General features: G+C 62.4%; 12 protein-coding genes. 8 read left to right on the top strand and 4 right to left on the bottom strand.

What is annotated here, in order from left to right:
- Window positions 1-580: 580 nt before the first annotated feature.
- Window positions 581-1,177 carry a DUF7344 domain-containing protein gene (locus NGM68_RS00880; protein ID WP_252699778.1) on the top strand — a complete coding sequence of 199 codons (597 nt, stop codon included), beginning with the start codon at window positions 581-583 and terminating at the stop codon, window positions 1,175-1,177.
- Window positions 1,178-1,399: 222 nt separating this feature from the next.
- On the opposite strand, the gene NGM68_RS00885 is transcribed toward NGM68_RS00880, so the two are convergent.
- Window positions 1,400-3,367 carry an aconitate hydratase gene (locus tag NGM68_RS00885; protein ID WP_252699779.1) on the bottom strand — a complete coding sequence of 656 codons (1,968 nt, stop codon included), beginning with the start codon at window positions 3,365-3,367 and terminating at the stop codon, window positions 1,400-1,402.
- Between the two features lie 234 nt (window positions 3,368-3,601).
- Here NGM68_RS00885 and NGM68_RS00890 point away from each other — a divergent pair, with 234 nt between their 5' ends.
- Both NGM68_RS00890 and NGM68_RS00895 read left to right on the top strand, forming a co-directional pair.
- Window positions 3,602-3,808: a hypothetical protein gene (locus NGM68_RS00890; RefSeq protein ID WP_252699780.1), complete on the top strand. Its 207-nt coding sequence runs from the start codon at window positions 3,602-3,604 to the stop codon at window positions 3,806-3,808.
- 123 nt (window positions 3,809-3,931) lie between these two features.
- Window positions 3,932-4,336: a CBS domain-containing protein gene (locus NGM68_RS00895; protein ID WP_252699781.1), complete on the top strand. Its 405-nt coding sequence runs from the start codon at window positions 3,932-3,934 to the stop codon at window positions 4,334-4,336.
- A gap of 150 nt (window positions 4,337-4,486) precedes the next feature.
- On the opposite strand, the gene NGM68_RS00900 is transcribed toward NGM68_RS00895, so the two are convergent.
- Window positions 4,487-6,007, bottom strand: a complete 1,521-nt coding sequence (locus NGM68_RS00900; RefSeq protein ID WP_252699782.1) for a carboxypeptidase M32 — start codon at window positions 6,005-6,007, stop codon at window positions 4,487-4,489.
- A gap of 110 nt (window positions 6,008-6,117) precedes the next feature.
- Complete coding sequence (locus tag NGM68_RS00905) at window positions 6,118-6,864, bottom strand: SDR family oxidoreductase (protein ID WP_252699783.1); 747 nt, start codon at window positions 6,862-6,864, stop codon at window positions 6,118-6,120.
- A 157-nt stretch (window positions 6,865-7,021) separates the two neighbouring features.
- Here NGM68_RS00905 and NGM68_RS00910 point away from each other — a divergent pair, with 157 nt between their 5' ends.
- On the top strand, window positions 7,022-8,425 hold the full coding sequence (locus tag NGM68_RS00910; protein ID WP_252699784.1) for an FAD-binding oxidoreductase: 1,404 nt from the start codon (window positions 7,022-7,024) through the stop codon (window positions 8,423-8,425).
- Window positions 8,426-8,479: 54 nt separating this feature from the next.
- On the opposite strand, the gene NGM68_RS00915 is transcribed toward NGM68_RS00910, so the two are convergent.
- Window positions 8,480-10,009, bottom strand: a complete 1,530-nt coding sequence (locus tag NGM68_RS00915) for a carboxypeptidase M32 (protein WP_252699785.1) — start codon at window positions 10,007-10,009, stop codon at window positions 8,480-8,482.
- A gap of 172 nt (window positions 10,010-10,181) precedes the next feature.
- Here NGM68_RS00915 and NGM68_RS00920 point away from each other — a divergent pair, with 172 nt between their 5' ends.
- The 4 genes from NGM68_RS00920 (at window position 10,182) to NGM68_RS00935 (ending at window position 13,132) form a co-directional block, all read left to right on the top strand.
- Window positions 10,182-10,763 carry a DoxX family protein gene (locus tag NGM68_RS00920; RefSeq protein WP_252699786.1) on the top strand — a complete coding sequence of 194 codons (582 nt, stop codon included), beginning with the start codon at window positions 10,182-10,184 and terminating at the stop codon, window positions 10,761-10,763.
- 276 nt (window positions 10,764-11,039) lie between these two features.
- A complete protein-coding gene (locus NGM68_RS00925; protein ID WP_252699787.1) occupies window positions 11,040-11,309 on the top strand; it encodes a toprim domain-containing protein in 270 nt (89 codons plus the stop codon).
- A 107-nt stretch (window positions 11,310-11,416) separates the two neighbouring features.
- Window positions 11,417-12,418 carry a helix-turn-helix domain-containing protein gene (locus tag NGM68_RS00930; RefSeq protein ID WP_252699788.1) on the top strand — a complete coding sequence of 334 codons (1,002 nt, stop codon included), beginning with the start codon at window positions 11,417-11,419 and terminating at the stop codon, window positions 12,416-12,418.
- A 276-nt stretch (window positions 12,419-12,694) separates the two neighbouring features.
- On the top strand, window positions 12,695-13,132 hold the full coding sequence (locus NGM68_RS00935) for an ester cyclase (RefSeq protein ID WP_252699789.1): 438 nt from the start codon (window positions 12,695-12,697) through the stop codon (window positions 13,130-13,132).
- The last annotated feature ends 44 nt before the right edge of the window (window positions 13,133-13,176 follow it).

The following is a 13,176-nucleotide window of genomic DNA, read 5'->3' on the forward strand; positions in this document are numbered from 1 at the left end:
GACGGTTGGCGACTACCAGGCAAACCGAACGTAACAGATTCTAATTAGTAAGCTGGTGCGCGGGCAACTCGCGTATGGCCGGCAGCATACGTGCAGGTAAGCGCGTAGGTAACCTGCGCGTAAATGTCAAATTACGATTAGGTAAGTGCATAGGTGACCTGCGTGTAACGTGTGGCGAACGATCCATTCAAAAACAACACCAATATGACACTTCTTCCAGTACCACGAATCAATGAATCCATAGAACCGCAATACTTGGCCTGTCTTTCAAGACCGAACGACACAACAGAAAATATCGAAAGTTGGATGCATTCGGAAAACTTCCCGGAAGATTATCCTTCCTCGAACGCTCAACGAGAATGGCAACGAGCCACCCATCTCGAGTTGTTTCGATCGTAACGAGAGCATTCCGTTTTCTGAGAAATTGCCAATCGATGTTGGGCCGTGAACGGTTACCTACCTTAAATATTCTGGCCGCTGTCATCAGATTCGTGGGTGACGACACCTCAGATGGTAGGGAATTCCTACCGGGGGAGGAGGTGCGTGCCGACGTAACCCACTCGTAGAGGGGGGAAATCCGATGAAAGCTAGTTTACAACACAATTCGAGGGGGAAACGCAGCGTCCCAGTACGGGACGACTCGGGAGAGATTCCGCAGAACGACATCTTCGACATTCTCAGCAACTATCGTCGCGTCTGTGTGATCCAGTACTTGCAAAACGTGGAGCGGGACGTCGTCGAACTACGAGACGTCGTCGATTACGTGACCGAGCGAGAGACAACCAATTCGTCACAGGAGACCAACTACAGCACCCGAAAGAGCGTCTATACGGCGTTACGCCAGACACACCTGCCGAAGCTCGACGACTTGGGCGTCATCGACTACGATAAGTCTCGAGGCGAGATGCGCCTGACCGATCGGGCGAACCAGGTGCGAATGTACCTCGAGTACGTTCCGGAGAACGACATTCCCTGGCACGTCCATTACCTGGCCCTGACGGGACTCAGCGGTCTGCTGTTGGTGACGACCTACGCCGGACTGTATCCGTTCGACATCGGGTGGGGCATGCTTACGGCGACGCTGTTCCTGATGTACGGCATTTCGGCGGTCGTGCACACGTACCAGACACGACAGTCGCGATTACGGGATTTTGACTTCGCCCCGATCGAGGGGTAACACGGCTGCCAGTCCACCAGGGCATCGCGGTACTCGACCGTCGACCGGCTGCCGATCTTCACACTGTAAGGAGAGCGGCGACACCGTTCGTCCACACGGCCGTCAGTTCATACGGGACCACGATCGGAACTTCGGCTGCCATCGACCGTCGACCGGTCGCCTATCGTCCCTTCGTCAGGTCGCCACACGCACAGTAAAAATCGTCTCCGGTGATTCGACCGATCAGTCGTCAGCCGACGCCGCACCCGACTCCTCGGCCTGGGCCTTCGTCCAGGCGAGTTTGCCACCGGCGGCGAGGATGTCGCGCTCGCGTTCGGAGGCGTCGAGCGTCGCGGTGTACTCGTCGCCGTTGATGCGAACGGTGAACTCCTCCTGGCCGCTCGTCACCGCCTCGTAGACGTCCTCGACGATCTCGATTTCGTCGCCCTGGTCGATCGACTCGTAGGTGTCCTCGTCGATCGTCAGCGGGACGATACCGAAGTTAAAGAGGTTCGCGCGGTGGATTCGGGCGAAGCTCTGGGCCAGCACGCCCTCGATGCCGAGGTACATCGGACAGAGGGCGGCGTGTTCGCGCGAGGAACCCTGACCGTAGTTCTCCCCGGCGACGAGGAAGCCGCCGTCGGCCTCGAGCGCCCGCTGGGCGAAGGTGTCGTCGACACGTGAGAGGGTAAACTCGCTCAGTTTGGGGACGTTCGACCGGTACATCAGGATGTCCTGGGTCGCGGGGATGATGTGGTCGGTCGTGATGTTGTCGCCCATCCTGAGCAGGGCTTCGCCGGCGATCTCCGAGCCCAGCTGGTCGCGAAGCGGGACGTCGCCGATGTTCGGCCCCTTGATGAGTTCGTCGTCGACCGCCTCGTCGGGGGCGATGAGGTCGGTCTTGGAGCCGTCGTACTCGTCGGGCAGTTCGATGCCGGGATCCTCGAGATCCTCGAGTTCGTCCGCCAGGTCGCGCGGATCGATGATCTCGCCCTTGAGCGCCGCGGCGGCGGCGACCTCGGGCGAACAGAGGTAGACGTTGTCGTCTTCGATCCCCGAGCGGCCCTCGAAGTTGCGGTTGAAGGTTCGCAGCGAGACGGAATCGGAGGCGGGGACGTGGCCGATACCGATACACGCCCCGCAGGTGGCCTCGGAGAAGTTGACGCCGGCGGCCATCATCTCGGCGACCCAGCCCTCGCGAGCGAGCATCTCGGAGGCTTGCTTCGAGCCGGGGGCCACGATGGTTTCGGTCTCCATCGAGGTTTCGCGACCCTCGAGCATCTTCGCGAACGGGAGGATGTCCTCGTAGCCGCCGTTCGTACAGGAGCCGACGATGACCTGCTCGACGGACTGGCCGGCGACCTCGCGGACGGGTACGACCTTGTCGGGCATCGAGGGTTCGGCGATCAGCGGCTCGAGATCCGAGAGGTCGACGACGATCTGGTCGTCGTAGTCGGCGTCGTCGTCGGGCTGGAGTTCGACGTACTCCTCGCCGCGGCCGACGCGCTCTAAGTAGTCCTGGGTCTGTTCGTCGGTGGCGAAGATCGACGTCGTCGCGCCGAGTTCCGTCCCCATGTTGGTGATCGTCATTCGCTCGGGGGCGGTGAGGCTCTCGGCACCCGGGCCGGTGTATTCGAGGATCTTGCCGACGCCGCCTTTCACGCTCAGACGGCGCAGCATCTCGAGGATGACGTCCTTTGCGGTGGCCCACTCGGGGAGTTCGCCCTCGAGGCGGACTTCGACGACTTCTGGCATCTCGATGTAGTAGGGTGCGCCACCCATGGCAACGGTGATGTCGATGCCACCGGCCCCGATGGCGAGCTGGCCGAGGCCGCCAGGCGTGGGGGTGTGGCTGTCCGACCCGAGCAGGGTCTTGCCGGGGGCGGCGAAGTTCTCCCGATGGACGTTGTGACAGATGCCGTTGCCGGGGCGGGAGAAGTGGGCCCCGAAGGTGCCGGCGGCAGAACGCAGGAACCGGTGGTCGTCGGTGTTTTTGAAGTCGAACTGGTAGGTCTGATGGTCACAGTACTGGGCGGCCAGTTCTGTCTGCACTTCATCGAGGCCCATCGCCTCGAACTGGAGCCAGACCATTGTCCCGGTGGTGTCCTGTGTCAGCACCTGGTCGATCTCGATCCCGATCTCCTCGCCGGTCTCGAGTTCGCCCTCGACGAGGTGGTCGTCGAGAATTTTCTCGGTGAGCGTTTGTCCCATAGCACTACGAACTGGGCTATCCTGCCTGATAAATCCAGCGTGTTCTCGAGCCGTTTCGTCCACAAAATCCGTGCATTCGCCCCCCAATCGCGCAAGATTTGCGCAGATTCGTGGGGATTGGAACAACACCTCGAAATTACTATTCGGATTTGTGTACTTCTTTCCCCTCCGCACGACGCGATCGTTACGGTGAGGAGAAAGCATATAGGGATTGGATCGTCATCCGATGATGTAATGGCTGGAGATCTGACTGTCGGGGAGATCCTCGAGAAGGTGCACGAACGACGGCGACAGAAGCGGTGTCCCGACTGTGACGCCGTCGTGACGATTCGCGGCCTCGGCGGCGAGTACCGCTGGGAGTGCCTCGAGTGTGACACGCTCGGCATCGGATACCGCACTCGCTCGGAAGCGCTGGCGGATCTTCAGAGCCTCCGCGGGTAGTCCGTCGGTCGATCGTTCCCCTCCTTCAACTGCCCTGCTCTCGATTGGCCTGCCTTCGACTGCCCCTGCTTTAGGTAGCTCTCCGTCGTACCATGGCTGGGTTTCACTATGGCATTGAGAGAGATGGCTACAGCCGAAGTCGTGACAGCACACACGGACACCGGTATCCGGGACGTTCTGGATCAGATGGATGAGAACGACGTTGGAAGCGTCATCATTACCGACGACGACGAACCGGTCGGCATCGTCACCGATCGCATGATCGCGATGGGCCTTCGCGACGTGGAGTCGATCGACGACGTCACGACGGCGGATATGATGACCGAGGATCTCGTCACCATCAGCGAGGACGAGACGCACTTCGAGGCGCTCGAGACGATGAGCACCGAGGGAATCCGACGCTTGCCGGTCGTCGACGCTGACGGCATGCTCAGGGGAATCATCACGCTCGACGACATGCTGGTTGTCACCGCGAGCGAACTGAGCAACGCCGCGGACGTCATCGAGCAACAGACCGAATCCCACTGATCGGACGGTTTCGTCACTCATTTTTCCGAGCGATACGGTCGACACGAGCGCGGCGTAGACGAAAAGTGATCGATAGGTACCCGCTCGAGCGACCGATTGCTCGAGCCGGCTGCATCCGGCTCGAACCGTCCACGGTGCACCGAGAATCGACTACAGCCCGTACAGGTCGGTGAACTTCTCGTCGACGTACTCGAGGAAGTACTCGGCAGTCAGCGGCTCGCCGGTGGCGACCTCGATCAGTTCCTCGCTCGGGTAGCGCTGGCCGTGGCGGTGGACGTTCTCGATCATCCACTCCCGCAGCGGCTCGAACTCGCCCTCGCGGATGAGGTCGTCCACGTCTGCATCGAGATCCTCGCGCATCGCCGCGTCGAGCTGGGCGGCGAGCACGCTCCCAACGGTGTACCCCTGGAAGGTGGCGAAGCCGTACGACCAGTGGGTGTCCTGGAGACAGCCGTCGGTGTCCGTGTCGGGGCGGACGCCGAGGTACTCCTCCATCTTGTCGTTCCACACCTGCGGGATGTCGGCGACCTCGAGGTCGCCCTCGACGAACGCCCGGTCGATCTCACACCGGAGGATGATGTGGAGGTGGTAGGTGAGTTCGTCCGCCTCCACCCGGATGAGATTGTCGGGGTAGATCCGGTTTGCCGCCGCGTAGGCCTCGTCGACCGTGACGTCCTCGAGGTGGGGGAAGTGCTCCTTGACCGTCGGGAGGAACAGTTCCCAGAACGCCTTCGTCCGACCGACGTGGTTCTCCCAGAACCGCGACTGGGACTCGTGGACGCCCGAGGATCGCGAGGCCCCCAGCGGTGTGCCGTACTCGTCCTTCCGGAGGCCGAGCTGGTAGGTCGCGTGGCCGAACTCGTGGATGGTCGCCGTCAGCGCGTCGAGCGGGTCGTCCTCCCGGAAGCGAGTGGTCACGCGGGCGTCGAACTGGTTGCCCGACATGAACGGGTGCGGGGCGGTGTCGAGACGACCGTGTTTACGATCGTAGCCCAGCACGTCGAGGGCAGCCTCCGAGAGGGCCATCTGGGTCTCCTCGTCGTAGGTGTGCCCGGCGAACGGCGACGGCAGGTCGCGGCCGTTCTCCTGAATCTCGGCGATCAACGGCACCAGGTGCTCGCGGAGTTCGTCGAAGATGCGCTCGACCGTCTCGAGGGGCAGGTACGGAAGGCTGTCCTCGTACAGCACCCGATACGGATTCTCGGCGGGATCGATGGCGCTCGCGCGCTCGCGATGGAGATCGATCAGTTCCTCGAGAGCGGGCGCAAAGTGTCCGAAGTCGTCGTTGCCCTTGGCCTCCTGCCAGACCTGCTGCGTCTGGGTCTGGTGGGTAGTGAGCCGTCCGACCAAATCGGCGGGGACGTCGACGGCACGGTCGTACTTGCGACGGAGTTCGCGGACGACGGCCGCCTGCTCGTCTGTGAGTTCCTGGCTCTCGAGTGCCGACAGCCACGCCCCGACGTCGTCGTCGACGAGGAGTTCGTGCCCCATCGACGACAGCGTCGAGAGCTGGCCGGCCCGGGCCGGCGTTCCCCCTTCCGGCATCATTACGCGCTGATCCCACCCCAGTACCATCGACGCCATCCGGACGTTCGTCAGCTTCTCGGATCGCTCGAGGAGCTGTTCGTAAGCGTCCGGGGTGTCGGTGGCAGACTCGTCAACAGTTGCCATGTTTCGTCTCGATGTATACGACTGACTATCATTAAACTCTCGGCCGGGGATCGGGCTCGAGCTCGAACTCGAGTATCGACAGCATCAGTATCGACGGCTCTCTCCTGCCCTCAGAACCCGGTGAACTTGTCGCGCCGGTAGAGGTCGAGTTCGCTGACCGCGGATGCCTCTCGAGTGGCCGCGAAGACGATGGCCTCGGCGATCTCTTCGGGTTCGGTTACCTCACCCTCCTCGAACCGCTCGGCGAACGTGTCGCCGTCGGTCGTCTCGAACTCGCTTCTGACCTCGGATGGGTTAACGATCGTGACGCCGACGCCGGCGTCGCCAACCTGGGCCGCCACGCTCTTGGCGAACCCACGAACCCACCACTTCGTCGCCGCGTAGACGGGGTTGAACGGCCGGGGGTACTGCCCGGCGAAACTGCCGACGAAGATGAGGTGACCCTCCCGTTCGCTGACGTGGGGAATCGCCGCTCGCGTCGCGTAGAAGACGCCGTCGACGTTCGTCTCCTGCATCGTCTCGTACTCCTCGGTCGACAGCTCGGCGACCTCGTGGCCGCGAGCGAGTCCCGCGTTGTTCACGAGGATATCGAATCCGCCGAACGCCTCGACGGTCTCCTCGATCAGCGCGTCGACCTGTGACTCCTCCCGGACGTCCGTCGGAATCACTAGGGTCTCGACGCCGTGATCGGCCTCGAGTTCTTCGGAGAGGCTCTCGAGACGATCCCGGCTTCTCGCGGCGAGCACGACGCTCGCGCCCTCGCTTGCGAGTTTTCGACAGGTCGCCGCGCCGATGCCGGAACTCGCGCCGGTAACGATTGCCGTTCGATCCTCGAGTCTGTTTGAGGGAGCTGCCATGTGTGTCACATACACGCGAGGGTGGTTTGCTGTTTCGCCTATTTGATCCAGTTTGACTCGGTTTCGTCTCAGCTGTAAGCGCGACGACCTATCTGTCTGATTGATTTTCTCATAAAATTGGTGTCATGTTCTTGGTCGTGCTTGCCGTACACAGTGTATGGGAACGAACCGACGAACACCACAGGAACGGACGACTGACGACCTCTCGGGGCGGGCTCTCGACGCCCTCGAGGCAACTATCCGGGGGGACGTACTCCGACCATCCGATCCGTCCTACGAGGACGCACGTCGGGTCTGGAACGGAATGATCGATACCCGTCCGACACTGATCGTTCGCTGTTCGGGTACTGCGGACGTCGTCTCGGCGGTGGACTTCGCCCGGGAGAACGACCTCGAGGTCTCCGTTCGCGGTGGCGGTCACAACGTCGCCGGAACGGCCGTCCATGACGACGCCCTCGTGATCGACCTCTCGGAAATGACCGGCGTACGCGTCGATCGCGAGGCACGAACGGTTCGAGCCGAAGGCGGTGCCACCCTCGGCGACGTCGACCGCGAGACGCAGTTGTTCGGTCTCGCGACGGCACTCGGCGCCGTTTCGGAGACGGGCATCGCCGGGCTGACGCTCAACGGCGGGTACGGTCACCTGAGTCGCCAGTACGGCCTGTCGCTGGACAACCTGATCAGCGTCGACGTCGTGACAGCCGACGGTCGAGTACACACTGCGAGTGCCGATCGGAACGAAGCCCTGTTCTGGGCGATTCGCGGCGGCGGCGGAGCCTTCGGCGTCGTCACCTCCTTCGAGTACGCCCTCCACGAGGTCGGCCCCGAGGTGTATGCACTCTTCGTGTGGTTCCGCGCCGACGACGCGGCCACCGTCATGGACGAGTTCCGGAAGTGGACTGCCGAAGCGCCACGGGAAGCAGGCGCCCTCGCGTTCACCGCTCACGTCCCCGACCTCGAGGAGTTCCCCGAAGATTCGTGGGGCGAATCCGCTCTGGCCTTCCTCGGTTCGTATCGTGGCGACCTCGAGGACGCCGAGGAGGTATTCCGACCGGTGCTCGAAAGCGTGGCCCCGATCGTCGACTTCAGTGGCCCGATGGACTACGCCGATCTGCAGTCGATGCTCGACGAGGACTACCCGGACGGGATGCGCTACTACTGGAAGTCGACGTATCTCACGGAACTCAGTGACGAACTCGTCGATATTCTGGTGGAGTACACCGACTCCGCCCCGTCGGCGCTCTCGACGATCGACCTCTGGCACCTCGGGGACGCGGTCGCCGACGTCCCGCAGGACGCGACCGCGTTCTGGCACCGGGACAAGCCGTTCATGTTCAACGTCGAGGCGAACTGGACGGAACCCGCGGACGACGACGTCAACGTGGCGTGGGCCCGCGAGGCGATGGCCGCGGTCGAGGCCCTCCCCAGTGCAGCGGGCCGGTACGCCAACTTCCCGGGGCTCGAGGAGGATCCGGCCGCGATGCGCTACGGCGAGAACTACGAGCGCTTGGTCGAGCTGAAAACGAGATACGATCCGACGAATTTGTTCGGTTCGGTTTAAATCACTTCTGACGGGTCGGGCGACGTGGCGGGCATCCGCCTGGCGCTGTCCCGCTCAGTACGCCTCGAGGTCGTACAGCTCGCCGTACTTCCCTTTCACGTACTCGAGGAAGTAGTCGGCCGTGTAGCCCTCGCCGGTTGCCTCCTCGACGAGGTCGGGCGTCGTGTAGCGCTTGCCGTGGGCGTGGATGTGCTCGCGAAGCCAGCCGTTGAGGTCGTCGAACTCGCCCTCACGGGTTCGGTCGTCGAGGCTCCCCAGTTCGTCCTCGACGGTCGCGTACAGCTGTGCCGCGAGGACGGAACCCAGCGAGTACGTCGGGAAGTAACCGAAGGAGCCGTGGCTCCAGTGGATGTCCTGCAGACAGCCCTCGGCGTCGGTCTCGGGTCGGATTCCGAGATACTCCTCGTACTTGTCGTTCCATGCCTCGGGAACGTCCGAGACCTCGAGGTCGCCCGAGATGAGGTCGCGCTCGATCTCGAAGCGGACGACGATGTGGAGGTGGTAGGTGAGTTCGTCAGCCTCGACGCGGATGAGGTTGTCGTCGTACACCTGGTTCGCGGATTCGTAGGCTTCCTCGGGTGTAACGTTCTCGAGTTCGGGGAAGCGCTCTCGTGCGGTCGGGAGGAAGTGCTCCCAGAAGGGACGCGACCGGCCGACGTGGTTCTCCCAGAGCCGGGACTGGGACTCGTGAACGGTCAGGTCGCGGGACTCCCCGAGCGGGGTGCCGTAGCCCTCGTCGGGCAGCCCCAGCGTGTAGTTGGCGTGGCCGAACTCGTGGATGGTCGAGGTGATCGACCCGAGCAGGTCGCTCTCGTCGAACCGGGTCGTTACGCGGGCGTCGAACTGCGTTCCCGAGGAGAAGGGGTGCGGGGCCGTGTCGAGACGGCCGCGATCCCACTGGTAGCCCAGCGAGTCCAGCACGTCCCGAGCCAGCGCCTCTTGATCGTCGTCGTCGAACGTGCCGGCGAAGGCGTCGGTCTCGATATCGGTATCGGAGTCGTCGATCGCCTCGAGCAGCGGGACGAGTTCGTCGCGCAGGCGCTCGAGCACCTGCTCGGCCGTCTCGAGGTCGAGGTAGGGTTCGTAGTCCGCAAAGAGCACCTCGTAGGGATCGGCGTCGGGGTCGATGTGGTTCGCGTACGCCTTTTTGAGTTCGACCAGCTTCTCGAGGGTCGGTTCGAAGACCGAGAAGTCGTCGTTCTCTTTGGCCTCGACCCACGTCGGATGGGCGTTCGAGGTCGTCTCCGAGATCTCCTCGACGAGTTCCTGGGGGACGCTCGTCGCCCGGTCGTACTGCCGGCGAGTCTCGCGGACGACGGCCGCCTTCTCGTCCTCGAGGTCAGCCGCCTCGAGTGCCTCGAGGAGTTCGCCGGTGCGATCCTCGGTCAGCAGTTCGTGGCTCAGCGACGACAGCGTCGAGAGCTGTTTCGCCCGGGCGGGCGTCCCGCCTTCGGGCATCACGACCTCCTGATCCCACCGGAGGATGCCGGCGGCGTTACCGATGTTCGTGATCTGCTCGATTCGGCGCTCGAGTTCCTCGTAGGCGGCGTCCGTCTCGCTGTCGGTCGCCTGTTCGGGTGCCATGCCTCGCAATTCTTGCGGGACGCCTATCAACGTCGTGGTTCCGGAGATGGCCGTTGCTTCGACAGCCACCAATCCGTCTCATCGACGACCAGTTTCGGTCGATCCTAGAAGGTAGCTCTCACCCACATGATTTTATGTGTCCTGTCAGTAGTGCCATGCGAGGGACACGCATATGGCAACCCAACCAAAGGAACAGACGCTCCGTTCGGAGCTATTCGGCCGGCAAGTGGAGTTCAACTACTCGGAAACGTGGCTCGCGTACTCGATGCTCGGTCTCCGGGTCGTCATGGCCTGGATCTTCCTGCAGGCCGGCCTCGAGAAACTGTTCGACGGCGGGATCGGTGATCCGTTGTACTGGTCGTCGGCAGGCTTCCTGGAGAACGCCGTCGCCGACGCAAATCCGCTTCAGGGACTGTTCCTGTGGTTCGCAGACTTCGGCGCCATCGTCGACCCGCTCGTCATCTTCGGCCAGATCCTGATCGGTCTCGCGCTCCTGTTCGGGATCTTCTTCCGGTTCGCCGCACTGATGGGCGCACTCATGATGGCCATGTTCTGGACGGCCGCCTGGGAAGGTGGGCTCATGGCCGGGTTCCCCGTCCCCCACGGCTACCTCGTCGACAGCTCGTTCGTCTACATGCTGTTGCTGTTCGGCCTCGGTGCCTGGGGTGCCGGCCGCATCCTCGGAATCGACCGGCAACTCGAGCAGACGAGGATCGTTCAGCAAAACCCCTGGCTTCGGTTCCTCCTGGGGTAAACTGAGTCCGCACCCGCTGAACTGATCGAGAACACGGTTGCCCATCGATTTTTGGGACATCCAACCCGCTATTTTTCAGTCCACCAGCCGCGCGGCCGACGTCAGCGCCCGTTCTCTGTCCACCCAACAACGTTCGGCACTGCTCGAGACAGCGCCCGAGCGCTCTAGAGCCACCGATCACGGACACGATTCGTCCGAGCGGGCTCCGAACGAGGAGCGATTGCTGTGTTGAACCGTGACGAACCGTTATCTGTCTCGGTCGACAATGGGTGGCAAATGGGATTTTTCGAAAACCTCGGACGGAAGGTCGGGCAGTTCACCCACGAGGCGAAGCAGACGGCCGCGGACGAAGCGGCGTACGCGTGTGAGCACTGTGGCGAGCGGTTCCACGTGGAGCGAGACGAGTGCCCCCAGTGTGGCAGCGATCGGGTGGTCGAACGCGACCTGCCCGACGGGGGCCAGACCAGCGACCCCGATACGAACGTCCAGGATGACGACGTGGGCGATCGGACGGAAGCGTCGGATCCCGACTCCGAACGCGACTGAGCCGCCGTCGGCACGGTTGCGCCTCGGACGCGGGGAGGGGTCGGCGCAGCGCTCGAGAGCGGCGTACCGAACGGAACGTTTTACATAGGGGGTGAATATAAAGAGGTATGACACGTTGTGGGAGCAACGACGTGGGGACGCTGTCGCCGGACGACGCCTTCGCGGTTCTGGCCAACGAAACGCGCTTCGAAATCGTTCGGACGCTGTGGGAGCTGTACGAACCGAACGACCCGGCCAACGTGATCAAGTTCTCGGATCTGTACGACGGGGACACCGCGGTCTCGTTTTCGGATCTGTACAACGAGGTAGGGTACAGCGACACCGGAAATTTCAACTATCACCTCGAACAGCTTACCGACCACTTCGTCCGTCGGACGGACGATGGGTACGAACTCACCCAGGCTGGCTTCGAGATCGCCCAGGCGGTCGTCGCGGGAACCGTTCGCGAGCGCCCGCGCATCGACGCCACGGAGATCGATGCGGGCTGTCCACTATGTGATTCCCCTGTCGTGGTCGATTACGATAACCACCACCTGGTCGCGTCGTGTAGTCGCTGTCCGGGCCTCTGGCAAAACGCCGACGGCGACGACGGCGTCCTGTTCACGCTCCCGCTCCCGCCGGCGGGGCTGTCGGAGCGAACGGTGGAGCAAACGTTGCACGCGACACTCGCGTTCAATCTCACCCGAATCCGGTCGTTCATCGGCGGCGTCTGCCCGGATTGCTCGAGCGCGGTCGAGCAGTCACTCGACATCTGTGAGGCACACGCCCCTGGAAATCGGGGCGGCTGTCCGCAGTGTCACCGTCGCCACCAGATCGAGGTAGCGGAAGTCTGCCACCTGTGTAAATCGGTCGCCCGCGGGCCGATCACGATCGCGATCCTCGCCCACCCATCGGTGACGGCGTTTTACTACGACCGCGGCATCGAACACCGGTTCGCGACCTGGGAGACGTTTCGACGTGCACAGACCGTTGAAGAAGAGATTCTCGAAACTGACCCGCTGAGCATCCGCATTACCGTTCCTTGCAAGGGCGACAGGCTCCGTTTGACGCTCGACGAGACGCTCGACGTCGTCGATATCGTCCGAGAAACGCCAGGCGCTGTCTCGTAATTCGCTATCGCCCTCGAGTCCCGTACTTATGGACGATTTCTCCACTGTCATGTGGGGTGCCAATAGCTTACCCTTCGCACACGGGTGCGCCTGATTTTCGCTCCAGGTGTAATCGGGAGCAGTCGCTTGCGTTCTGTAATCGGCACCAGGTGCTAACGTTGCGATCCGTTCTGTCTACCGAATAACAGTAATCGTCTACAGAAATCAGAATTACAGTAATATCATACAGATTATGTTTATTGGCGGCAGGTGTCTGTGTGAATTTGATATTTCGCGATGACTACCGAAAACGGATCCGAAGCACGTTCGACTCCTGCCCATTTGCTGCTCCGGGAGGTCTGGAACAGGGGGGATCTGGCACTGATAGACGAACTGGTCACGGAAGACCACATCCACCACGATCCCCTGCTTCCGGAACCACTCGAGGGCCGGGAGGCGCTGAAGGGGTGGGTCGAGACGGTTCGGGAAGGAACGCCCGACCTGACGAAGACCGTCCACGAGACGTACGTCGACGGCGACGCGGTGATCGTCACCTACACCACGACTGGAACGCACGAGGGTGAGATCATGGGGATCGCGCCGACCGGTCGCTCGCTCGAGGTCGATGGGGTTTACGTCCACCACCTCGAGGACAGCAGAATCACGGAGACTCTCGACACGTGGGACGCGTTCGGGCTCTTCGCACAGCTCGGGACGTTCCCGGAGGTGGTTTGAGTTGTTGCTAATCAGTGTAACCGACTCCCGTCCTCACGTCAGTC

It is taken from the genome of Natronosalvus vescus, assembly GCF_023973145.1.
In the GTDB taxonomy this organism is placed as follows: domain Archaea; phylum Halobacteriota; class Halobacteria; order Halobacteriales; family Natrialbaceae; genus Natronosalvus; species Natronosalvus vescus.

Bases quoted from the DNA above. Each gene is read 5' to 3' on its own strand.
- NGM68_RS00880 (WP_252699778.1), top strand. From the start codon at position 581: ATGAAAGCTAGTTTACAACACAATTCGAGGGGGAAACGCAGCGTCCCA.
- NGM68_RS00885 (WP_252699779.1), bottom strand. From the start codon at position 3,367: ATGGGACAAACGCTCACCGAGAAAATTCTCGACGACCACCTCGTCGAG.
- NGM68_RS00890 (WP_252699780.1), top strand. From the start codon at position 3,602: ATGGCTGGAGATCTGACTGTCGGGGAGATCCTCGAGAAGGTGCACGAA.
- NGM68_RS00895 (WP_252699781.1), top strand. From the start codon at position 3,932: ATGGCTACAGCCGAAGTCGTGACAGCACACACGGACACCGGTATCCGG.
- NGM68_RS00900 (WP_252699782.1), bottom strand. From the start codon at position 6,007: ATGGCAACTGTTGACGAGTCTGCCACCGACACCCCGGACGCTTACGAA.
- NGM68_RS00905 (WP_252699783.1), bottom strand. From the start codon at position 6,864: ATGGCAGCTCCCTCAAACAGACTCGAGGATCGAACGGCAATCGTTACC.
- NGM68_RS00910 (WP_252699784.1), top strand. From the start codon at position 7,022: ATGGGAACGAACCGACGAACACCACAGGAACGGACGACTGACGACCTC.
- NGM68_RS00915 (WP_252699785.1), bottom strand. From the start codon at position 10,009: ATGGCACCCGAACAGGCGACCGACAGCGAGACGGACGCCGCCTACGAG.
- NGM68_RS00920 (WP_252699786.1), top strand. From the start codon at position 10,182: ATGGCAACCCAACCAAAGGAACAGACGCTCCGTTCGGAGCTATTCGGC.
- NGM68_RS00925 (WP_252699787.1), top strand. From the start codon at position 11,040: ATGGGATTTTTCGAAAACCTCGGACGGAAGGTCGGGCAGTTCACCCAC.
- NGM68_RS00930 (WP_252699788.1), top strand. From the start codon at position 11,417: ATGACACGTTGTGGGAGCAACGACGTGGGGACGCTGTCGCCGGACGAC.
- NGM68_RS00935 (WP_252699789.1), top strand. From the start codon at position 12,695: ATGACTACCGAAAACGGATCCGAAGCACGTTCGACTCCTGCCCATTTG.